The organism is Aquiflexum sp. TKW24L (genome assembly GCF_023502205.1).
Classification (GTDB): Bacteria; Bacteroidota; Bacteroidia; order Cytophagales; family Cyclobacteriaceae; genus Cognataquiflexum.
In genome coordinates, this window is sequence record NZ_JAMFLG010000012.1 from 15606 (window position 1) to 37544 (window position 21939).

Annotated in this window: 21 protein-coding genes; all 21 read right to left on the reverse strand. The window is 41.4% G+C overall.

Annotation, left to right across the window (positions count from 1 at the left end):
* Positions 1 to 510: 510 nt before the first annotated feature.
* The 21 genes from ggt to M3O96_RS09930 all read right to left on the reverse strand — a co-directional run bounded on the left by ggt (position 511) and on the right by M3O96_RS09930 (position 21755).
* A complete protein-coding gene (gene ggt, locus M3O96_RS09835; RefSeq protein ID WP_249720228.1) occupies positions 511 to 2202 on the reverse strand; it encodes a gamma-glutamyltransferase in 1692 nt (563 codons plus the stop codon).
* A gap of 16 nt (positions 2203 to 2218) precedes the next feature.
* Complete coding sequence (locus M3O96_RS09840) at positions 2219 to 2575, reverse strand: hypothetical protein (protein WP_249720229.1); 357 nt, start codon at positions 2573 to 2575, stop codon at positions 2219 to 2221.
* A gap of 191 nt (positions 2576 to 2766) precedes the next feature.
* Positions 2767 to 2892: a hypothetical protein gene (locus M3O96_RS22030; RefSeq protein ID WP_283773978.1), complete on the reverse strand. Its 126-nt coding sequence runs from the start codon at positions 2890 to 2892 to the stop codon at positions 2767 to 2769.
* A complete protein-coding gene (locus tag M3O96_RS09845) occupies positions 2889 to 3197 on the reverse strand; it encodes a helix-turn-helix domain-containing protein (protein WP_249720230.1) in 309 nt (102 codons plus the stop codon). The genes M3O96_RS22030 and M3O96_RS09845 overlap by 4 nt, the downstream gene beginning before the upstream one ends.
* Positions 3198 to 3294: 97 nt before the next feature.
* Positions 3295 to 4011, reverse strand: coding sequence for a hypothetical protein (locus M3O96_RS09850; protein ID WP_249720231.1), 717 nt, complete (start codon positions 4009 to 4011; stop codon positions 3295 to 3297).
* Between the two features lie 38 nt (positions 4012 to 4049).
* On the reverse strand, positions 4050 to 4856 hold the full coding sequence (locus M3O96_RS09855) for a sterol desaturase family protein (RefSeq protein WP_249720232.1): 807 nt from the start codon (positions 4854 to 4856) through the stop codon (positions 4050 to 4052).
* Between the two features lie 303 nt (positions 4857 to 5159).
* A complete protein-coding gene (locus M3O96_RS09860) occupies positions 5160 to 6461 on the reverse strand; it encodes a Zn-dependent hydrolase (RefSeq protein ID WP_249720233.1) in 1302 nt (433 codons plus the stop codon).
* A 259-nt stretch (positions 6462 to 6720) separates the two neighbouring features.
* The gene (locus M3O96_RS09865; RefSeq protein WP_249720235.1) at positions 6721 to 7902 is read right to left on the reverse strand and encodes an acetyltransferase domain-containing protein; all 1182 of its coding nucleotides are present in this window, start codon (positions 7900 to 7902) and stop codon (positions 6721 to 6723) included.
* Positions 7903 to 8045: 143 nt separating this feature from the next.
* Entirely contained in the window at positions 8046 to 8807 is a 762-nt protein-coding gene (locus M3O96_RS09870; RefSeq protein ID WP_249720236.1) for an SDR family NAD(P)-dependent oxidoreductase, read from the reverse strand.
* Positions 8808 to 8866: 59 nt separating this feature from the next.
* On the reverse strand, positions 8867 to 10978 hold the full coding sequence (locus M3O96_RS09875) for a PQQ-dependent dehydrogenase, methanol/ethanol family (RefSeq protein ID WP_249720237.1): 2112 nt from the start codon (positions 10976 to 10978) through the stop codon (positions 8867 to 8869).
* 121 nt (positions 10979 to 11099) lie between these two features.
* The gene (locus M3O96_RS09880) at positions 11100 to 11522 is read right to left on the reverse strand and encodes a nuclear transport factor 2 family protein (RefSeq protein ID WP_249720239.1); all 423 of its coding nucleotides are present in this window, start codon (positions 11520 to 11522) and stop codon (positions 11100 to 11102) included.
* Between the two features lie 104 nt (positions 11523 to 11626).
* Entirely contained in the window at positions 11627 to 12049 is a 423-nt protein-coding gene (locus M3O96_RS09885) for a nuclear transport factor 2 family protein (protein ID WP_249720241.1), read from the reverse strand.
* A gap of 41 nt (positions 12050 to 12090) precedes the next feature.
* Complete coding sequence (locus M3O96_RS09890; RefSeq protein ID WP_249720243.1) at positions 12091 to 12726, reverse strand: DUF2306 domain-containing protein; 636 nt, start codon at positions 12724 to 12726, stop codon at positions 12091 to 12093.
* Between the two features lie 9 nt (positions 12727 to 12735).
* On the reverse strand, positions 12736 to 13944 hold the full coding sequence (locus M3O96_RS09895) for an acyltransferase family protein (protein WP_283773979.1): 1209 nt from the start codon (positions 13942 to 13944) through the stop codon (positions 12736 to 12738).
* A gap of 22 nt (positions 13945 to 13966) precedes the next feature.
* A complete protein-coding gene (locus M3O96_RS09900) occupies positions 13967 to 14986 on the reverse strand; it encodes a DUF3500 domain-containing protein (protein WP_249720245.1) in 1020 nt (339 codons plus the stop codon).
* A gap of 41 nt (positions 14987 to 15027) precedes the next feature.
* A complete protein-coding gene (locus M3O96_RS09905) occupies positions 15028 to 15453 on the reverse strand; it encodes a nuclear transport factor 2 family protein (protein WP_249720246.1) in 426 nt (141 codons plus the stop codon).
* A 29-nt stretch (positions 15454 to 15482) separates the two neighbouring features.
* On the reverse strand, positions 15483 to 15875 hold the full coding sequence (locus M3O96_RS09910; RefSeq protein WP_249720248.1) for a RidA family protein: 393 nt from the start codon (positions 15873 to 15875) through the stop codon (positions 15483 to 15485).
* 229 nt (positions 15876 to 16104) lie between these two features.
* Positions 16105 to 16872 (reverse strand): hypothetical protein, encoded by a 768-nt coding sequence (locus M3O96_RS09915; RefSeq protein WP_249720250.1) that lies wholly within the window; start codon positions 16870 to 16872, stop codon positions 16105 to 16107.
* Positions 16873 to 17033: 161 nt separating this feature from the next.
* Positions 17034 to 19451 (reverse strand): TonB-dependent receptor, encoded by a 2418-nt coding sequence (locus tag M3O96_RS09920; protein WP_249720252.1) that lies wholly within the window; start codon positions 19449 to 19451, stop codon positions 17034 to 17036.
* A 399-nt stretch (positions 19452 to 19850) separates the two neighbouring features.
* Positions 19851 to 20369, reverse strand: a complete 519-nt coding sequence (locus tag M3O96_RS09925) for a YybH family protein (protein WP_249720253.1) — start codon at positions 20367 to 20369, stop codon at positions 19851 to 19853.
* A gap of 84 nt (positions 20370 to 20453) precedes the next feature.
* On the reverse strand, positions 20454 to 21755 hold the full coding sequence (locus M3O96_RS09930; RefSeq protein WP_249720256.1) for a DUF418 domain-containing protein: 1302 nt from the start codon (positions 21753 to 21755) through the stop codon (positions 20454 to 20456).
* Positions 21756 to 21939: the final 184 nt, after the last annotated feature.

Below are 21939 nucleotides of genomic sequence, written 5' to 3' on the forward strand. Positions count from 1 at the left end.
CAATAACACTAGCCATGGGTTAGGTGCTTCACTGAACTTCATACTTTCTCAAATTTTCATGCACCGCAGCCTATGGTTAAGAATGAGAACGATTAAGGGATTTCGGTCACGAATCTTCTAAGAAGGAGAATTCTCATTACCGAAATGGTGGGGATTAATTTACAAAGTCAGGGCTTTAGGATTACAGCCCCGAAGCGGGCACAATAACACTAGCCATGGGTTAGGTGCTTCACTGAACTTCATACTTTCTCAAATTTTCATGCACCGCAGCCCATGGTTAAGAATGGGAACGAATAAGGGATTTCGGTTACGAATCTTCTCTGAAGGATAATTCTTATTACCGAAATGGTGGGGATTAATTTACAAAGTCAGGGCTTTGGGATTACAGCCCCGATTGGGCGCAATAACACTAGCCGTGGGCAAGGTGCTTCTCTGAACTTCATACTTTCTCAAATTTTCATGCACCGCAGCCCATGGTTTGAAATGTGATCAATCACCCATTCTCTTTTCTCAATACCCCACTGCTCCCCCATCATCACTCGACGAATCGGCGGCACCGACATAGACTTTTAACTTGGGATCGTAGGTGATTCCCATGAGTACACCAAGGTTATTGACGCCACGGAGTTTGTGCCCCATCTGCTCCAAGGCATCACGGGTGTCTGGTGATAGCAGGTGCCTTTCATAGACCAACATATCAGGTAACCATTGGTGGTGGATTTTCATGGCTTCGATGGCTTTGTCGATCCGCATGTTGTATTCCAAGACATTGAGAACTGTTTGAAACACCGTGTTGATGATCGTCCTTCCTCCCGGACTTCCGATGATCAGATGGGGTTTGCCGTCTTTGGCAACTATGGTTGGTGTCATGCTAGACAGCATCCTTTTTCCCGGGGCGATTAGGTTGGGATTGGAACCGATTTGACCATCGCTGTTGGTGACTCCGGCTACAGGGTTAAAATCCCCCATTTCATTGTTGAAGATAAAACCGAGTTTGGAAGAACCCATCCCGGTACCGTAAGAATCCTCTAAAGTATACGTCATTGAAACAGCATTGCCATCTTTGTCCACTACCGAAAAATGGGTCGTACTGCTTCCGTCATAGAGTTGCCCAAACTTGGATGAATCGCTCAATGAAGCCTTATTCATGTCAATATTCTCAAACCGTTTTTTGGCAAATTCCTTGGAAGTCAACCGATCTAGGGGCATATCAGGATTGAAATCAGGATCACCAAGATGCTCCGCCCGATCGGAAAAAGCCCTGCGCATCGCTTCGGCGACCAAATGCACATAGGCTGTAGAATTGAATTCGATTTTTTGGAGGTCAGCCTGTTCCATCAAGTTCATCATCTCAATCAGGGCGACTCCACCCGAACTTGGCGGAGGCATGGAATAGATGTCATAGCCTTTGTAGGTTCCTTTGACAGGTTTGCGCTCAATGGCGGTATATCTTGCCAAATCTTCTTTGGTGATGATCCCTCCTTTGGCTTTCATGTAGGCTTCAATTTCATCGGCCACTTCTCCTTTGTAAAACCCATCATGACCTTTGTCCCGGATCAAAGCTAGGGTATTGGCCAAAGCCGGTTGCGTCCATATTTCACCCGGTTGGATGAGCTCCCCTGCCGCGTTGCGGAAATAATTGGTCATGATATCATAGGAATCATCCCAATCCTCCATATCCAAAGCCACTTTGTACAACCCCCAAGTCATTGGAAAACCATTTTTGGCAAGGTCAACAGATGGCTGCACGAGGTCTGCCCAAGGCAATTTTCCGTATTTCTGGTGGGCGAGGTAAAGTCCGGCGACTGTCCCTGGTACGCCAACCGCCTTTAATCCATTGTGGTTTGCGTTTTCGATAAGGTTACCCGATCCGTCCTGAAACATCTCAGGAGTTGCTTTTAAAGGGGCTTTTTCCCGAAAATCAATAGTGGTCACCTCTCCTTTGGTATCCATAAAAACAATAAATCCTCCGCCGCCGATGTTGCCGGCCTCGGGATGTGTCACTGCCAAAGCAAATGCTGTCGCAATACTCGCATCGATGGCATTTCCTCCCTTTTTCAAAATGTCAATTCCCACTTCCGAAGCAAGGATATTGTCGGAGACAACCATACCGTTTTTGCCGTAAGTCTGGGCATTGAGGTGAGAATAAGAAAAGATGGCTAAACAAAGAGTAAGAAATAATTGGAATTTATAAATTTTCATGGCTTGGGAAATAATATTAAGACATACCTTTTAGCATGGCACCTATAAAACTATCTAGGTGATTTTTTTGTGTGATGTGTTTGACTTGTATCAGATCACCATCAGTGCTATAATCAACAATAACATTGGTAAAATCTGAAAAGTGTTTCAATTTATAACCCACCATTTTTTCAATTACTGATCTATATCTGTGCTTTTTTACTTGGCTCAAGAATAATGCATCATCAAGATCGGTTGTATTATTTGCCAAATTCCAAGCTTCAATACCAATCTCAATGGTATCTTCAAATGTTAATTCTTCAGGTAGAAAATTCTCAAATTCATCCACCATCGCCACCAACATATCTGAATATTTTTTTGGATTACTTTCCATTTTTTTTTGTTTAAAGGCTCAAAAATTTTCCTTTGTCGATTACAATGGAAATATGACAAATAAAAACTGGACTCTGAAATGATATTATTTCATTGATCCTCATTTTGATTCTCTCCATATAATTCAATGGCTTCAATAGCATTTGCCTCCTTGCTCAAAGCGTATTCTCCACAATACCAAGGCGAATCTGATTAGTGAATGATACTAATCTGACGTAGTTCCATAATATCATTGAATCCTTCTTCGTATCCTCTGATCACCACCTTTTGGTCAGGTGGGAAATTTTTCAATAAATCTATGAGTTCCTTCGCTTTCATTGCTTTTCATTTTTTGCCACATAAATTTTTAATTTTTCCTCCGCCACCTTCAAAGCCTCCAAACCCATCTCCTCATCTGCCACTTCATATAGCACTTTATCGGCTAAAAATGCCAACATCAACTCTTTTTCAGGAACATTGAAATAGGCCGCGAGTTTAGTGACCAAATCCCGGCTTGGCTTTCGGAGTCCGCGTTCGATCTTGCTCAAAATGGCCTGATCAATATCGAGATAAGCAGCCACTGTGCGAAGAGGCAATTCCTTTTCCTCTCTCAATTTTCTGATGGTTTCTCCGAGGCTTAGCATCTATTGAATTGGTTTTTTGACAAAAATATTTTTGACTAATTTTGTCAAAAATACTAAAAATTTAAATAAGCACAAGGGCCCAAGGTTTGTGATATTGTCAATAAAGCACCTTCACCACAAACCTCCCAAATGATTGCCAGGCCTCTGAATAGCGGGCATAATAGACCAAATCTGCAAAGAGGAACGCCAAAAGCACAATCGAATACGGCATCCAATCTTTCTTTTTTATCAGATCCAGTGACAATAAGGCAGCCGCCAAACCTGTTTTAAAATACAATGGTATCAACTCAAAATCAACCTCCAAGGAAGTGTCCAGATATGCATTTATTATTCTACTCAGGCTCGGCCCAATCATGATAATGGCTGTTCCAATCATAAATCGCATGTGCCTAAAGGTGTTTTTTTTGTAGTAGATGGCCAATGAGTAAAACAATCCAAACATCAACAACTGCATCCATGTAACTGACTGCCATGAAAATACCTCCACAGAACCGTACTCTCCATCCCATCTATGGTAACTAACTCTTGCTATAATTAGCATGGAAATAATCATAAGTGGGGCAATTACATACGATAGTTTTCCAAAGAAACGGTGTACCGCAAACTTCCTATATAGGATCAAAACAGGTTGCAGAACCAATAAAAATACCCAAGAAGCCATCAATGCTCCATGAATATGATGCAGCCATGTAAATTCTTCGAACGTAGGGAAATACTGGATGTATGTGGCGTGAAAGCCGATGTGGACAATGATAAATACCATTATCATTCCGAAAATGATATTTCTTGTATTGACAGTTGCCGCTTGGGTCATTTGAATCTGTTCAAATTGTTAATTCAACTTCCTGCTTCTTATTTGACCTTCCTTTCGATAGTTAAGAAGGGGGCCCGCAGCAAATACCAAAAGGTTTGCTTCTTTGGTTCATCAAATTCCTCCAAACCAAATTTGACCTGATCCACAGGTTTGTATTTGAATGTGCCAAAGATCCGGTCCCAAAGAATGAAGATGTCTGAAAAGTTGGAGTCGGTATAATATTGATCCTGGTCGTGGTGGATTTTGTGCAGATTCGGGGTGGTGAAGATCAATCCTGCTGTCTTGTCCAGCCAGGCAGGGAATCTGAGATTGGAATGCTCCAACACCAGAAATGGAGTCAATATAAGAACATACACCCCTATGATAAACAAATCCAATCCGAAAAGAGCTGACATTAAAATTGGAGCACTTCCAAACCAAAACAATACTTCCATGGGATGGCCACGAAAATACGTGGAGGAATCCATAGTCGTGTCACTGTGATGTACGCGATGAAACCTCCATAAGAGAGGGGATAAATGGGAAAAGCGATGAAACCAATAAGTGGCAAAATCCAGAATCATCACACCCAAAACCAACTTTAACCAAATTGGTAGGTCAATCATATAAAACAATCCAATTTCATTTTGATTGAGCCATTCGATGCAGAATACGAAGACAATAGCCCAGAAAACATTCCCAATTAGGAACACCACCTGAAACAGGAAACTGTTCCAAAAATGATACCCTCGTCTTTGAAAAGGAAACTGGGGGTTGAGGATTTGTTCCAAAGTAAAAAACAATGCGATCAATCCGATCACAATGTAATTGAGGTCAATGCTGAGGAGGGATTCGAGTGTTTCCATTTTATTTTATTTAAGGATGGTTTCCTTTTGCAGGAGGTTGGATACTAGTGGATATTAGATATTCATGGATATTAGATATTAGTGGATATTAGTGGATATTAGATCCGCCTCGGCGGACAAGTTATTCATGGATATTTGTCCCAATGGAAATGCTTTACCCTAATGAATATCCCCTTTTTTCTACCCTTGCCTTGTCTATTTAATTTATTTAGAGGTTATGAATCTATATAACAAGGCGCCCCAGTATCAATTAATATCCATCCCGATAGCTACCGGGATCAATAAATATCAAAATATTTGAAATTAATTCCTATCCAACAACAAAACCGTATGTAGCATCACATTCGCTCCGTTTGCCATTTCTTTAGGGGAGGAATATTCTTTGGGATTGTGGCTGATACCGTCTTTGCTTGGGATAAAGACAAGTCCAATCGGTCCCAATTTCCCCATTTCCTGCACGTCATGTCCGGCACCGCTTTGCATTTTGATATGGGATATGCCAAGAGATGAAGCTGCTGCCATCATTTTATCTTGGATTTCCTTGCTGGCCATAATGGGTGTTGTACCTAGATTGAGGTTTTCAAATTGGATTTTGGTATTGGTTTCTTTGGCGATCTGTTCTGCTCGTTCTTCGATATCGGCATACATTTTCATAATCTTTTCTGACGAAAGGTCCCTCATCTGCAGACTCATCTCCACCTTTCCCGGAATGATATTGGGTGCGCCTGAGGGCACGAAGATTTTGCCCACACTTCCTACTTGGGCGCCTTCATAGCTGTTAACCACTTCATTGACTGCAAGCACCAATTTGGAAGCTGCGATCAAGGCATCCTGCCGGTCGTTCATGGGCGTACTTCCTGCATGGTTGGCCATCCCCGTGACGGTAATGTCCCAATCTTCAATCCCAACAATGCCTTCGACAATAGCCACATCGATCCCACGGCTTTCCAATACTTTGCTCTGCTCGATATGGATTTCTAGAAATGCCGCCAAATCGCCCGGCTTGCGGACTACCTCCCCCAACCTATCCGGATTTCCACCGATAGCTCTCATTCCTTCCTCCAGTGTCAAGCCACTGGCAGACTTTTGGGACAATGCTTCTTTGTTCAAATTCCCTGTCAAGGCCCTGCTTCCAACCAATCCCCCTTCTTCATTTTGGAAAATAATCACTTCTAGAGGATGGGTTGTGATGATCTTGTATTCATTGAGAACTTCGATGATTTCCAAAGCCGTAATCGAACCGTAGGCCCCATCATAATTTCCGCCATTGGGCACCATGTCGATATGTGAACCAAAAGCAATGGGTTTTTTGGAAGGATCTTTTCCTGCTCTTTTGCCAATGATATTGCCAGCATAATCAATATGTACCTCAAGGCCTGCCTTTCGCATCAGATCCATAAAGTAAGCACGGCCTTCAATGTCACCTTGGCTGTAGGCTACCCGGAAGTTTTCGCCTTTCTCATTTTTACCAAACTGAGCCAATTCAAAAATCCGCTGCTCAATCCGTTTTTCATTGACTTTGATGTGGTCAGTTGAGAAGGTAACTTGGGCATGAACAGTGGAGATAAACAGCGAAAAGGAGATTGAAAGTAATAGTGATTTCATTTTTTTTTATGTTTCGTTCAAACCAGTGTTTGCAATCGAACTAGTGATTTTTTGGTCCCTTTGGGGACACGATATGGGTAGCAAAATAAGGTTAATGGTCGGGTGCCGTGCCTTTAGGTACGGAATATATGTTGTACCTAAAGGTACAAAAACCAAAATAACAAAATCTTGTTCTACCGATATTTAGTCCCCAAAGGGACTTAAACCCAGTCTATATTCCATTCAGACTTTTTTTTGGATGCATAACTATTTTCCTTTTTTAAAAATAACTCAACCACCATTTATCTTTATTAGACTGTTTATATTGATCAAACTTTTTGCACAGAGGATACAATACCAAGATCACTGAAATCCAAACCACGTAGACTACCCATAGCGGAAACCCATAGCCGGGAATCGGCATATCAAATCCCAACCATACAGATAGGATCATATTCTTTTCCCAAACAAAACCTGTAACAGTAGCCAAACCCCAAGCGATCAGGTGAATCAGGTAAAGATGGATGATGTAGTAAAAGAAGGGAACCCTTCCGAAGGTGCAGATAAAATCCACCGCCTTTCCTTTCCATGTTTCGGAATTGGCCAAAAGAAGGAATGTTCCTCCCAAGGTCATCAGCACAAACAAAAGGGAGGGTGGGTATTTTGTTGGATTCAAAAACGAAATCAAGTTTTTGGAGAATTCTCCAAATTGTTGGTAATTATTGGGGTCACCATAAACATTGGTCCATCGCAATATGACAAATACCACAATAGTAAAAATCCCGATCAGGTTAAATGCTCTTTTTCTTTTGGGATTGTCAATGGATTTGTCATAATAAGCACCAAAGTAATATCCAAGTGACATCACTGCTATCCATGGGATTATCGGATAACCAACGATCAACAAAAGGTTTTCGGATAGAATGATAATATTTTGTTGATGTAGAATAGCCCATATAATGGAATCATCAAAGAGAACCCCATTTAAAAGATCATGTCCAAAAATCAATACAAGACTAAAAATTAAGATGACTTTTCGAGGCAGGTAAACCAATCCTGCCAAAGCAATCATACTGATACCCAATGACCAAATGGTCGCGAGAAGGATTGTCCCGAATTGAAGGTCAAAAAACCAAGCAAAATTTACAAAGGTCAATTCAATAAAGACCAGCCAAAGACCACGTTTCAGAAGAAATCCTGACAATTCCTTTTTTGACTTTCGCTTACTGATCATAAAGGCCGACATGCCAGCTAGGAAACTAAAGGCTGGCGCACAGAAATGCGTGACCCATCGGGTGAAGAAAATGGCCAAAGTTGTTTGTTCAGGATCTGCCGCGTCAAATAGGAAAGCAGGGGCATGCACATAATCCCGCACATGGTCCAATGCCATAATGAGCATCGCCAAGCCTTTGACAAGATCGATAGAGGAAATTCTTTGGTTAGCGTTGGAAATTGTGGTCATTGGGGCTTATAAGTGACATCAAAAGACAGGTCAATCATTTTCTTTATTATTTTTTTAATTTCTATATGTGTCAGGATCATAATTCTTCCTGGATTATGATTGCTACTAATTAATTTTATCCCTCTAATGGTCATCTCCCTGAGTCAAACTGTAAGGGTAAATCCTCCATCTGGCGTAATGGTGGTACCCGTAATATAGCTTGCCTCATCAGAACACAAAAAAGCAATGGTTTTGGCAATTTCTTCAGCACGGCCCGCACGCCTGAGATGGACATTAGGAATGGCATATTGGTCATAAACCGCGTCCCCCACAATACCCCGTAATCGTTGATGCATAGGTGTATCTATGATACCCGGACAGACCAGATTGACCCGTATGCCCTCTGGCGCAAGTTCAGCGGAAACGCTGCTTGTCAACCCGATCAGGGCATGTTTTGAACTTACATAGGCTGAACCTGTGGGAAAACCAAGAAAGGAATTGACGGAACCAATATTGACTATGGCTCCCCCTTTTTTGGCTGCGAGCATTGCCTTTGCTTGGTATTTCAGGCAGAGAAAGACCCCTTTTAAGTTAATATCCTGAACACGATCCCACTCTTCCTCCGATAAATCGACAATGGGCGAAAATGCTCCCTCAATACCTGCATTGTTTACCGCATAGTCCAACTGTCCAAATTCTTTGAGGACATGGGCTACCATTTGCTCCACATCAGCGGACTTAGACATATCCGCAACAATGGCACTTGCTTTTCCTCCCCGGTTCCTAATTCCTTCGACCAATTCTTCCAGTTCAGCTCCCCGCCTGGCGGCTACTACCACACTGGCACCTCGGGCTGCAAATAATTCGGCAGTTGCCCTTCCTATTCCACTGCTAGCTCCTGTTATTAATGCGACTTTGTTTTTCATAATTACTTATTTTTTGGTAGTTACAAATGATTTGAGATTTTTTCCTGGGATGCCGCTCTCTACTTTGAGCTTCCTTCAACTCCCAGCTCGGTTAGCTTCTTATTCGCAATCGACAGAATATAATGTTTTACATCTTCTACATCCTGCTCAGACAAGCGATCTTTGAATTTCGGCATGCCTTTACCAAGATAATCCCCCTCCAAAACAATATTTTTGAATGCAGTAAATGTCTCGGGAGAGGAATAGGTAAGGTCGGGAATAACTCCGCCGCCATTCAAATTATGGCAGGAAGCACAATAGCGTTTAAATAGTGTATCCCCATTTTTGATCTCACCCTCTGATGCTTCAAAAGATAAGGAAATAAGCTTTGGTTCGGGTTTGTCAGGAAAGCTAGGTATAGATTCATTTTTGCCTAGAGCAAAAGTATAGATCGTCCCAGGATTTATTTGTTTGGTATACTTTGACCATAATCCTAGAACACCACCCCAACCCACGGCAATCGAAACATATTGGACATCATCTATCAAATAGGTAATTGGTGCGGCAATGATGCCTGTATTTAATGCTGTTTCCCAAACTTTTTCACCGGAACTTGCATCATAGGCAACAAAATTTCCTTCCGCTGTACCTTGAAAAACCAACTCGCTTGTAGTTAGTACCCCAGCATTCCATGGAGAAGGCTGTTTCACCTGCCATACCTCTTTTTTCTCAATCGGATCCCAAGCGATGAGTTTGCCGTGCCCGGCAGGTGCCAAAGAATCCTGACGAACTGATTTGGTAGCATCATATCCTCTACCTGTATTTTTGGAATTTGGATCATCCTTAAATTCCCAGTTTGCCTCATGACCGTACATCATGGCTGACTCCCGAGATGGAATGTATACCAATTTGGTTTTTGGATTGAAAGCCATCGGTTGCCAGTTGTGTCCGCCGATCGCTGAAGGAGATATCACAGCATTAATGTCAATATAGCGACTGAAATCATTTTCTATGGGTCGCCCTGTGACAACATCAATCCCTTTTGCCCAATTGACATAGGTATAAGGGTCACCTGATATTAACTTTCCATCCGTTCGGTCGATAACATAAAAAAATCCGTTTTTTGGCGCTTGCATCAATACCTTTCTGAGGATTCCATTGATTTCCATATCAGCAAGAATGATATGTTGGGTTGCGGTGTAATCCCAAGAATCTCCGGGTGTAGTCTGATAATACCATACCAGCTCACCATCGTCAGGATTGAGTGCTACTATGGATGAAAGGTATAAGTTATCCCCTCCTCCCGGCGATCGAAGTTCTCTGCTCCATGGTCCCCCATTTCCTGTACCGATGTATAATAATTTTAATTCCGGATCATAAGCCATCGCATCCCAAGCGGTTCCGCCTCCACCGTATCTCCACCACTCTCCTGTCCAGGTTTTGGCAGCATCTTCCATTGCTTTGGACTCAAATGGCTTGGAAGGATCACCGGGAACCGTATAGAATCGCCACATCTGATTACCTGTCATGGCATCGTAAGCCGTAACGTAACCTCTAACACCATATTCCGCACCACCATTTCCAATAATCACCTTTCCATCCACCACTCTGGGAGCACCGGTGATGGTATATGCCTTGGCTTGATCCACGGTCAGGACTTCCCAGACTTTCTTACCTGTGGCAGCATTTATTGAAATTAGTCTTCCGTCAAGTGAACCCACAAAAATATGGCCCTTGTAAAGCGCAATTCCTCTGTTCACTACATCACAACATGCTTTTTCTCCATGTTCTTTTGGTACTTCAGGATCATAAGTCCATATCAATTCCCCTTTTCGGGCATCTATGGCATACACGATACTCCAGGGACCTGAGATGTACATGATTCCATCCACTACCAATGGTGTCGCCTCAATCCCCCTATTTGTCCCAAGATTGAAGCTCCAGGCCAATCCCAACTCCTTGATATTGCTTTTGGTGATTTGATTAAGTGAACTATAGCGGTCTTCAGCATAATTTCTGCCATAAGACAACCAATCGCCCGGATTCTCATCCGCATTCAAAAGCCGATGGGTGTCAACCTGATCGGTTACGGATTTTATGTGATCTGTTGTTCCAAGCTCGTAAGTTTTATGGCAACTCACAAGTGAACAGAGTGTGTAAATAGAAAACCGTAAGAGCCGAGTTAATTTCATGATTCCATATTTATATAAATATCCTTTACCATGTTTCCTTCTTTGATCATCCGCTTTTGATCTCTCATGTTATTATAGTATATATTACCGACCGGCAGAAAATCTACAAAAGGCTGACATATCAGTCATTCGGCTTATAATCGGAATGTTGCCAAGACATCAGTACCCAATTCTTTTTTTGATTTGCATAAACGGCTGTAAATACACCTTTGTAATTCCAAGCACCTGCAGGATTATCTTTTGGAGTTATTTTTTGGTCAATCATACCCGAAACGATTGCCGTACCACCCGACTGATTAACTGTCAGGTCTGAAAAATCACTATCAATTTCAACAGTTGAAAGAGCTTCAATAAATTCTGAACGGTTCATTTTTCTGCCATTACCCGTAATAAACAAGAAGTTTTCATCGGTATTTTCCAATAAAAATTTCTGATCTTCATTTTTCGCCATATGGTCATAAAAGGTCTTTTCGGTAAAAGAACCTTGGGAATAGGCACTTAGAGTCAATGCCATAAGGAAAGTAAGGATTGCTAATCTTTTCATCTTGTTTTTTATTTATTGCCTACTCTAAATAGGTTTTCGGCTTACCCCTATTTATTTGCTCTAAATTTCCATAGGATAGAGCTTAGAAACTTTGATTATTTTTATTAGTTATTCGGCTTATAATCGGAATGTTGCCAGGACATCAATACCCAATACTTTTTTTGATTTGCATAAACGGCCGTAAATACGCCTTTGTATTTAAAAACATCTGAAGGTTTCTCTTTTTGACTTATCTTTTGGTCGATCAGACCCGAAACGATTGCAGTACCACCTGATTGATTTACGGTTAGGTCTGAAAACTCATTTATAACAGTCATCGTAGAAGATAATTTCTCTAACTCTGCACGGCCCATTTTCTGGCCATTACCTGTAATAAACACAAAGTTTTCATCGGTATTTTCTAATATAAACATCCGATCTTCAGTCTTAGCCATAAGGTCATGGAACATCTTTTCGGTAAAAGAACTTTGGGAATAGGCACTTAGAGTAAATGCCATGAGGATAGTAAGGATTGCTAAACTTTTCATCTTGTTTTTCATTTATTGCCTACTCTAAACAGGTTTTCGGCTTACCCCTTTTTATTCCATTGTAATACAATCTCTGTGATCAATAATGGTATGACCCAAGAAACCCAGATCATAGTAGGACCTCTTTCTATGAAATTCCCCATTTCAACAAAATAGGGAGTGCTGTTGAGCCAGCGGAATAGCACAAAAGCAAAAGTCACCACATAACTTCTGACCATCCATTCCTTGTGTAAGTTGATCCGACGCAGCAGGATAAATCGGAATGCCATACCGGTAGTCAGAAACCAAGCCATGGCAAGGACAATCAAAGAAATTGCCCATGACAAATGGATGGCCATTCCGGTAGTCAGCGCAAGCGAAACAGAACTGATCGTGCCGATCAAAATTCCGGTCAGGTATAACTTTCCCATCCATCGGTGCACTTTCAGGTACCTGTTCCTAAACCCTGCCCAAAACTGAAAGGGTCCCAATACCAGAGCAAGCAAACCGCCAGTGATATGTCCGATCAGCGGCCATTTCATCCTCCAGAACCTACCGTACACTTCTTCGTCAAATCCGAAGTAAGGCAAGGCATCGTTCAGGACAAATCTGCCGGCGAAGAGGATTAGGAAAGCCCAAGCAAACAGCATCAGCCAAGTTTTGGGTTTATCGGGGACAAGGGTGAGAGTTTTGGCCATGGTTTATCTTTATGATCTAAGAGTTGTCAATTGACCCAATTCCTGGGTTTGCCTGATGTCAGAAATCTTTCTTGAATATTTCCTTCCTTTCAAAAACTGCCCTATAAAGGTCGTCCTCACAAATAAATGATAGGTGACAAAGCAAATGATCGTAGTCACTGATAGTACTGTCAAAAATTTCAGCATAGCTGGCAGTTCCCACTCGAAAATAAGTGCTGGAATAAAAATTGCAATAGGGATGTGAACGAGGTACACCCAATAAGATGCATCCGAGATATAGCGCATTCGAGCTGAATGCTTACTCCCGTAGCGGAGAAACAGCCCAGTAAATCCAAAGATTAGTAGCCAAACGACCAATGACTTGACCAGGATCGTCATCTCAAAGCTAAAGGATGAGACATTTAGTTGGTATCCGAAAAAGAGAACAGTTCCCAATATGGAGCATGCCCAATCCAAACGCTTGAAGCTGTCCAAATGCTCTTTAGATTTAAACAAAAGCCACCCTACAATAAAAAAGGTGAGATAATAGAGAAAGGTATTGAAATCAGGTATGAATGAAGCGGAAGTGGCCACTGAGGAAACTCCCATAATCAGGTAAACCAAGCCGGTGATCCCCGCAAAAAAGAATACGCGTAAAACTGGCTTTTGAATAATCCAGCTAAACGCCTTAGAGATAGAGCGAGCCAAGCTGGGAGTCTTTCTTATAGCAAAGGCAATCAGAATTGAAACCCCTATTATCATGACAAGATAGTACAGAAACCATAGATGCCATGTTTTCTGAGGAATGAAAAATAAAGGAGTTCCTATGGTAGCCAACGTCTCTGCCCAAGCATTTGGATCACCAGCAAACACTAATCGGGTATAAGTAAAAGAGAGTGTGATTAGAGGCCAAAGCAAAATGACGAATACAATAAAAGGATACACGATTCGAGAAACTCGATTCTTAATCATAGCCAATGGTTTCCTTTCATAAAATAACATGGCTCCAAAAAATCCAGAGACTACAAAAAATATTTGCATCCGGAAGGAATGGATAAAAAAAACGATATGATCATTGAGAATACTAGTGGAACTGGGGTCTTTCAAAGGCCATGAACCTCTATATTCAAAGATTCCATAGGTAACAGAAGAATGAATCACTAAGCCTAGGAGCATCATAATGGCTCTTAGGGAATCGAGAGAGTGTAATCGTTCTGTTTTGTGAGCAAGTGTTTCCAATTTTGTTATCGTTTAGTGTTTTTTATAAATCATGTTTATGATGATCCGAATTCTTATAATGTTCTCTAATCATATCCCTACCGAAATCTCCGTCAAAATCTCTCCATACCGTATGAATGTGATTGGCCTTATTCTGGACATTGTCAAACTCAATCAAAAACGATTTCCCTTGAATCCGGTAATAGTGACCTTCTCCGAGGACAGTTGCTCCAGCCCATCCAAATCTTACCTCATTTATTTCTTCATCCTTAATGTTATTCATTCTTTTTTTGGCCTGTTCAGCGGGCATGGTGGATAGATATTCATCAAGAAGTTTCAAAAAAATAAGTTGTTGATTTCTGTTTAGCTGACCATACATAATTCCTACGGGACTTAACGGCTCGACTTCTGCGGAATTCCCTGTAACAATATCAAAAAATGGTTCCTGCTGAAATATTGCCACTTCCCTTTGTTCTGCTGATAATGAGTTTATCAATTCAAAGCCTAGGTCCTCTTCCTTTTGAAGCGTGCGCTCACCTTTTCTGGGTCCAGAGAGAATTTTTGCCGGATTCGCTCCAAAAAATCGGGGAGCAATTTCAACTTTTTCGTTATGAATTGTAAAATTCAGGGAAATATGATGGCCTTCGAAAGAGAAAGCCCATAAGCTGTCTTTTTCAGGATTTCCATAAAATGCAACCGAATAGTTTTCAGGATTCCTCATGACCGAATCGCCACTGATTTCCAAAAGGATATTTTCTAAATCGATGATTTTCTTCGTTTTTGCATATCCCGCTTCTGAGAGAAAAGTCTTGAGGAGTTCCTCCAATTTGGACTTCTGATTTGGATTAAGTTCATCCAGTTGAATTCCTGCTCTAGGGAACATTGAAGTAGGTATATAATGCCAGAGCATCCTAGACTCGTCATTGAAGGGCATTTGCGTTTTGTTCCTTTGAGCCGGAGTTAGAGATTCCAAAAAATCAAGTGCAGGTTTATCAGTTAACAGGCTCAATGCCATAGCAATCGATGCAACAGCCAAAAGGCTTACAATAACAATTTTCTTCATATGATAGGAGTTATTTAATGATTCCTAAAGGATAGGTTTCACTAATTCAAAGCATCATTTAATTTTTTGGTATCTACATACTGTTGAAAAGCAACCACTTTGCCATCTCTAAGTGTCCAAAGGTGCGCCGCTTGAGCATCATAAGCTTTTCCATTCTTGTATTTGGCATCATAGCGTAAGGTTGCCAATATTTTGTCATTGGCCATTTCGTGAAGAACAATGTCTTTCAGGTTAAAATATTCATGCTCTTCCCCAATGCGTGCAAATACGCCATGCAATACCGCCTCAGGGCCTTTGTAAGGGTTGCCATCGGCATAGGCATTGCCTTCGGCTTCATTCCAAACGATATTGGGATCCATGCCGCCAAGAACTGTAGGGATATCGCCTACAGCAAAAGCTTTGTAAAGTCCATCTACAACGGCACTGTTTTTACTTGCTTTTTTAGGATTATCTTCAAGGGTTTTCATAATTGTTGTTTTTAGGTTTTATAGCGTTATTATTTATGAACTTCCAATTCAATTTCAATCAAAAATTCGGGCAAGGCCAAGCCTTTAACTTCAAGCCAAGAGCCTGTCGGAAACTGCTTGGTATAAATGGAATTCCGGTAAGCGGCATGTTCTAAAAAGGCCGGCATATTTGTTGTAAATACATTTTCTACCACCACATCGTCAAAGGTGCAGCCATAGTGCTTCAGTACTTTATCCAAATCGGAATAGCAATTTTTCATCTGTTGGAGAAAATCACCCACTGCCGTCGGCCCACCTTCATCATCCATGCTGACAGCACCGGAGACTTTGATGCTGTTTCCAATCTTGACGGCATGGGAATAGCCGTATGCTTTTTCGACTTCGGGTCGGAGGCAGAAATATTCGGGTTTTTCTGAGGACATGAAATATTATCTTGGTGTTTGCTTAGAATTTACCCTTTGATTTCAAAATTTAAAAACCATCAAGGACGAAACAACTCCTTTTCTGTCCCAATGCATGGATTTACTTTCCCAATGAAAAAAGGGGCATTGGCAATTATCCAAAATTGCCTTTGCCCCAATCTTATCAACTAATAACTGAATACCCAAAAAGGAATTACTGGTTTCCAATTGGAATACTTACTGACTTTCTTTATTTGCTCGGTCTACTGAGGTCTTTATCCAAGGTGTAGATGTAATTCCATGTATTTTGAAGGGAGGACCGAAATGCTGCCTGAAGCTCATCCCTTTTGGCCTTTCCTGCATTTTTTTCAACTGTTTGCCAAACTGCCTCCTGAACAACGTCCATGGCTGCATAATCTTTGAATGGCAATACATGGTGAAAACTTGGACTTTCAGGTCCCCCAGTCTGCCATTGATACCAATAACCTCGGGTTTCTAGTCCTGCGGCTTTACGGATTCCTTCCACTTCTTTGACTACTTCCATCAGCTTGTGCCCGTGTTGGGGATCCAGGTCATAAAAACTCACCCTGATCATGTCTTCTGTAAGTGGGGTTGCTTTGCTGATTCCGAGTTGAAAACGTGTCACGTGTGATGTTGCTTTCTCGATATGGGGATTGATCAGAGTTCGCACCAGATCTTGGCAACTTTTTCCTGACTCGTCAGTTTTGTCCATTTCAGCCCAGTTGGCCATATCTGAAGCAAGCACAAAAACAGTTCCTTCTCCTTGTTGTCTTTTCCACATACGCCAAGTCCAGTCCCCTTTGTTTTGCAGATAGCAAGCTTTCCACGCTTTTACTCCTTCTCTGAATTGCGCTTCATGTCCAGGCTTTATGGTCAATTCAGTCGCATTCATTAAGGGACCAAGTGGTTCGGTTTGGGCGATCGAGGCTGATAGTAAAGTCCAATTGAGGACTATTCCCATTGACAGGATGATTAAATAATTAATTCTCTTTTTCATGGTTATTTTGGTTAAGGTGGTTTTAATTACTTTTAGATTGATTAAAATTATAAACCAATGTCAATTTTTTTTATCTCTTTACAGAGGGCTCTGGGACGAACATACCCCAAAATTGTCCCAAGACATTGATTCATTTTCCGGCCGTCAAAAATGTGGGCTAATTAATTGGTAACCCTTCTCTGTTCCTCTTGGGATCCTACTTTTCTATCTCTGGTTCCTTTGATTTTGCTATTTCCAAACTGATAGGTGTATGTAGCCATGAACACCCTTTTTTCATACTTAAATCTTATATAAAAATCTAAATCAGCACCATCGAATGATCTCCCCCTGATTTGACTGGTTTCGAGGATGTCGTTGCAGGATAACCTCAGGACCCCCGCCTTTTGGAAGTTTTTTTGGACTCCTAGGTTAAGAAAGCCCCGAGAAAGTCCCAAGTAATATCCGTTGATGCTGGGAGACATGTAATTTCCCATCAACTCAATGGTGTAATTTTTGGGCAGCGTGAAAGTGTTGGTCAACACTACCTGCAGACCTTTCTGATCAACATCATAAATCTCCCCGTTCAGCTCAGATTTGACTCTTTGATAATTTGCTGTAAAGTTGTTTTGGGCTTCCCACCAAGAAGTCAACTTCAAGGGGAAAGCTATCATCAAGGAAACTGTCTGCCTTTGGTCGATATTTTCCGTTTTCAGAAATACCGTGTTTGTCTCTTCATCCAGAGTAGGTTGAAACCTTGCAATAACATTTTGGTCCGTGCTGTGCTGCAGCGAGAAAATCCAGCTTTTGTGGGAATAATCTGTTTTGAAGGTATTGGTGTAAGTAGGCAGGATGTTTTCATTTCCGGCGAAGAAGGTAAAAGGGTCAGAAAAAAACGCAAAAGGTGCCATCTCATTGAAAGTGGGGCGGGTAATCCTGCGTCCATAGGATAGCTGAACCAAGTTGTCTGGATTAATTTTTCTGGATAAAAATGCCGTTGGAAAGAAATCACCGTAATGCCTGTCAACGATTTTCTCTCCCGAAACGGTAGTGAGGTTGGTTTTGGTGTTCTCGTACCTGACTCCTGCATTCAAGGAAGTCTTTTCATCAAATTTGATTTTGGCTGAGGAAAATGCTGCCAATATATCCTCATTGAGAAAGCCATCATTTGTGAATTTTGGATCGATCTGCCAATCTGATTCAAATTTCTCTTCGAAGACTACAGTATTGGTGAATTTTGAAAGAGTAGCTCTGATACCTGATTCTACAGCTACTGATTTGCCAATTTTCATGGAATGGTTAAAGTCTGTTACCCACAGCTCAATGGGAGTATCCTTGCTTATTCTGAATTCCTGTGAACCGATCAAATCATTGGATTCATTGTAATTCGTAATGGTATATCCCGATGGATTGGCATTATTGTAAGTCAGGTAGTCTACATTGGTACTGATGACATGCCCGTTTTGGAATGTATGCTGAAGATTGATGTTGCCCATGATATGACTCCATTTATTGACTTCTACCGTTGTCATCCTAAAAAGTGTATCCGGGGAAATGGAAAAACTGGATTTGGTAGTATTAAAAGCCGTCATTTCCCAACGGTTATTGTAGCCACTGACCAAGCCACTGAGGATGGTTTTGCTGCTTAGCTTGTAGTCAAACCCTGCCTGGTAATTGATGGATTTTCTGGTCGAATATCTATCGGTGTAGGTATCAATACGAATGTCTTCAAATCCGTTATTGTTTCCTCTAAATTGTTCCCACTCTGCTACCTGATTTACATAGGTCGAGGCCAAAAGAACAAACCAACTGAATTTTGCTCCCTGATGATTGAGATTGAAACTCATATTGCCATTATATCCCGATCCATAGCCTTGTCCGATGGTAAGGGAACCCTTGGTGCCTATCATAGAATTGTCCTTTTTCATCACGATATTGATAAACCCTGCATCGCCGTCAGCATCATAGTTTGCAGGAGGGACAGTGATGATTTCGATCTTTTCGACATCACTCGAATTGAGACCTGCCAACATCTGATAGGCAGCTTCGAGCGGCATTCTGAATCTTTGGCCGTTCATCAGGATGACAACCCCGTCTTTGCCTAAAACGGAGATCGAATTACTCTGCCTGTTGACCATTACCCCGGGAGCCCTATCGAGTACATCGATGACCGATAACCCCGCAGCTGAAATACTGTTGGCCACATTGACTACCATTTTTCCCTCTTCCAACTCAAAAAATGGCCGAGTGGCAACTACCGTTACTTCTTCCAAATTTTGATCTGCTTCAACCAAAATAATGGGCTCCAAATTATTTTTTTCTGTCCCCGAGAAACTAAACGCCGGAGTGTAAGTTTTAGCATACCCGAGGATATGTACTTCCACATAGTATTCCCCTTTGGGTATTTCTTTAAAAATATAATTTCCGGATTCATCGGAAATGACCCCTTTCACCATAGAGGAATCAGGTTTATTCCATAGTATCACATTGGCAAAGGACATCTCTTTAGCCCGTGAATCATGAACTTTTCCCTGAATTAAGCCTTGTGAAAATCCTAGTGTAGATAAGAAAGATAAAAAGATAGATACTATTAATGTCTTCATGTAATAAATGGTTAAAAATTAGAAGGAGAAAAAAATCTTTGTGTTTTTGAGTATTTTTAAGTTTGGATGAAAAGATAATTTTTTCACTTTTCAATTAAAACCCAACAAGGACGAAATAGCTAATTTTTTGTCCCAACGCATGGATTTATTTCCCCAATGAAAAAATATTAAAATACCTAAAATTATAATTATTTCTAAAAATATTTACGAGGCTATATTTTCAAAAACAATCCTGTTCTCCTTTCTGATTAGCACATTTTCAGATGATTTCTTGCAGAATTGTTAAAACTTATTTATTTCGTTTTAAAAAAGTCAGTCAAAAAAAGCATAAAAAAACTGAGTAGGTATTTATTTATACCCCTCAGTTTTTTAAAAGGAATGAACAGTGAATGACTGAGATTAATTTTGTGTCGGTCCGTTGTTACTGATATCTCTGACGCAGATATACTTTCCATTGCGTTTTTCCCAGATAGCCATATAGTTACCCGATGAAACAACTTTGCCTGAAGCATCCTTTCGGGTGGTTTTTCCCACTTCGGTGATGGTGTTTTCATCCCCAAAAACGTCAAGGACCTCGTATGTCACTGTATGGCCTGCAGTTCTTTTGGCCATGCTTGCCTCAAGTTCTTTTTGGATGGCAGCTTTACCTACAGCCATCGGAGTTCCGCTTCCCATACTCACCGCGTCGTCCGCATAAAAAGCAAGCAAAGCAGGGACGTCACCTGCATTATCTGCGGCAGCCCAAGCTGTTTCCAATGCTTGGATTTCAGCTTTGATAGCACCCATATCAGGCTCAGCGGCAACTGTCGGCGCCATTACTTCCGGAGCGGCCGCTTCTTCGGGAGCTGGTGCGCTACAGCCAATACTAAATAAAGCGAGAGCCATACAGGCAGTCGCAGTGCGAAAATAGTTTTTCATAGTCATTTTGGTTGTTGTTTAGTGCCTACTTTGGTCGGTTTTCGGCTTTCCCGTTTTTCATTTTATCCTTACATGACAATACATTTACTTCCTAAAAGGTGGCTTTTGAAGATAGCTCAGCCTTCTCCACACCCATTCCATTGGACCGAAATGGAAATACTTCAGCCATATCGGACTTAAGATCAATTGGAATATCCATATAGAAAACACGACATAAAGCAGCTCAAACCGCTCCAACTTTCCGAATAAGCCAAATCCCACTCCTGTAAAAACAAACATGCAGATGACTGAATTCATCAGGTAATTTGTAAGCGCCATTTTGCCGACGGCCGCCAAGCTGTGTTTGAGCCATTCGAGTATCGGAATCTTGGAAAACATCATGATCATCCCGATATGACCCATGGCAACGGGAACACGGCCGAGGTCATAGGTCATATTGGTTTTTGCAAACCCGAGATAAGAAAAGTCACTTGCCATGATGGAGCTGATTTCATAGTAATTGACCAAAAACCCAACTCCATAGCCCAACAAAACCATGACAGCATAAAATCTATAGGTTTTTTCCCCTGAAAGAATTTTCCATTTGAAGAGCGCGATCCCAAGCAGCATCATGGGCAAAATATCCCAAAGGTCATATCTGTAGGCGAAATAAGTGTTGAAAAAAGTATTGACAGGTGCCAAGTAGATGACCACATCGACATACCCTTTCCGCATACTTTCATGTTCAAAATCGATAAATTCCTGAGAACGCTCATATAACTTTTGCTCCCACCGGCTGACGGCGTCTTTCATTGGTTTGGTAAGTGGTGTTCCTTGGTCCTTAAAGGTTTCAGCCAAGGCTACTTGCTCCAACATAGCCACATCATTGCGATAATCTACATAACTCCAAAGTGAGCCTATGGAAAATAAAAAAACAGCAATCAGGACAAGGAATTTGGAACTGATTCTTCTAAAAGAATAAACAAAAAAACCCATCAGGGCATATTCGTAAAGAATCTCCCCTCTCCACAACAACAAATACCCATGCACCAACCCAAAAAACAACAACCACAGCAGTCTTCTGAAATAGATGTCTGCGGCCTTGATACCTGCATTTTTTTTCTCAAACCTATCCAAAAGGATAAACATCCCCACCCCAAACAAAAGAGAAAACAGGGCCCTCATGGTCCCTTCAAAAAATAGGTTTGAGGCAATCCAAGCACCCAAATTCCAACCTTCTGCTCCCCCCGAAACGGTAGGGTCATTGTAAGCTCCGGATAAACCGAATCCATTGATATTCATCAATAGGATTCCGCAAAGAACGATGCCACGCATGACATCCAGGGAGGTAACCCGCTCCGACAATTCAATCGGCACTAGGCCGCTATCAATCTTAATGTCTTTCATAAAGTTCGTTTCTGTCTGTACTTAAAATAAAAAATAGGACAACCGGGTTGGCGCAACTATTGGTCGATTCGTTGCATTCCCCCGATCATCCCATCTAAATAATTCAGACATTAATCTGAATCTACCTTCATCGTTCAAAAAGGGTTACTCTTTATAAAAAAGTTCATTTATAAATTAGGGCTTA

Coding starts and splice junctions, on each gene's coding strand:
- M3O96_RS09880 (WP_249720239.1), bottom strand. CDS start 11,522: ATGAAAAGATTAGCAATCCTTACTTTCCTTATGGCATTGACTCTAAGT.
- M3O96_RS09930 (WP_249720256.1), bottom strand. CDS start 21,755: ATGAAAGACATTAAGATTGATAGCGGCCTAGTGCCGATTGAATTGTCG.
- M3O96_RS09925 (WP_249720253.1), bottom strand. CDS start 20,369: ATGAAAAACTATTTTCGCACTGCGACTGCCTGTATGGCTCTCGCTTTA.
- M3O96_RS09850 (WP_249720231.1), bottom strand. CDS start 4,011: ATGACCCAAGCGGCAACTGTCAATACAAGAAATATCATTTTCGGAATG.
- M3O96_RS09910 (WP_249720248.1), bottom strand. CDS start 15,875: ATGTCCTCAGAAAAACCCGAATATTTCTGCCTCCGACCCGAAGTCGAA.
- M3O96_RS09845 (WP_249720230.1), bottom strand. CDS start 3,197: ATGCTAAGCCTCGGAGAAACCATCAGAAAATTGAGAGAGGAAAAGGAA.
- M3O96_RS09885 (WP_249720241.1), bottom strand. CDS start 12,049: ATGAAAAGTTTAGCAATCCTTACTATCCTCATGGCATTTACTCTAAGT.
- M3O96_RS09920 (WP_249720252.1), bottom strand. CDS start 19,451: ATGAAGACATTAATAGTATCTATCTTTTTATCTTTCTTATCTACACTA.
- M3O96_RS09890 (WP_249720243.1), bottom strand. CDS start 12,726: ATGGCCAAAACTCTCACCCTTGTCCCCGATAAACCCAAAACTTGGCTG.
- M3O96_RS22030 (WP_283773978.1), bottom strand. CDS start 2,892: ATGAAAGCGAAGGAACTCATAGATTTATTGAAAAATTTCCCACCTGAC.
- M3O96_RS09840 (WP_249720229.1), bottom strand. CDS start 2,575: ATGGAAAGTAATCCAAAAAAATATTCAGATATGTTGGTGGCGATGGTG.
- M3O96_RS09915 (WP_249720250.1), bottom strand. CDS start 16,872: ATGAAAAAGAGAATTAATTATTTAATCATCCTGTCAATGGGAATAGTC.
- M3O96_RS09855 (WP_249720232.1), bottom strand. CDS start 4,856: ATGGAAACACTCGAATCCCTCCTCAGCATTGACCTCAATTACATTGTG.
- M3O96_RS09865 (WP_249720235.1), bottom strand. CDS start 7,902: ATGACCACAATTTCCAACGCTAACCAAAGAATTTCCTCTATCGATCTT.
- M3O96_RS09900 (WP_249720245.1), bottom strand. CDS start 14,986: ATGAAGAAAATTGTTATTGTAAGCCTTTTGGCTGTTGCATCGATTGCT.
- ggt (WP_249720228.1), bottom strand. CDS start 2,202: ATGAAAATTTATAAATTCCAATTATTTCTTACTCTTTGTTTAGCCATC.
- M3O96_RS09860 (WP_249720233.1), bottom strand. CDS start 6,461: ATGAAATCACTATTACTTTCAATCTCCTTTTCGCTGTTTATCTCCACT.
- M3O96_RS09905 (WP_249720246.1), bottom strand. CDS start 15,453: ATGAAAACCCTTGAAGATAATCCTAAAAAAGCAAGTAAAAACAGTGCC.
- M3O96_RS09870 (WP_249720236.1), bottom strand. CDS start 8,807: ATGAAAAACAAAGTCGCATTAATAACAGGAGCTAGCAGTGGAATAGGA.
- M3O96_RS09875 (WP_249720237.1), bottom strand. CDS start 10,978: ATGAAATTAACTCGGCTCTTACGGTTTTCTATTTACACACTCTGTTCA.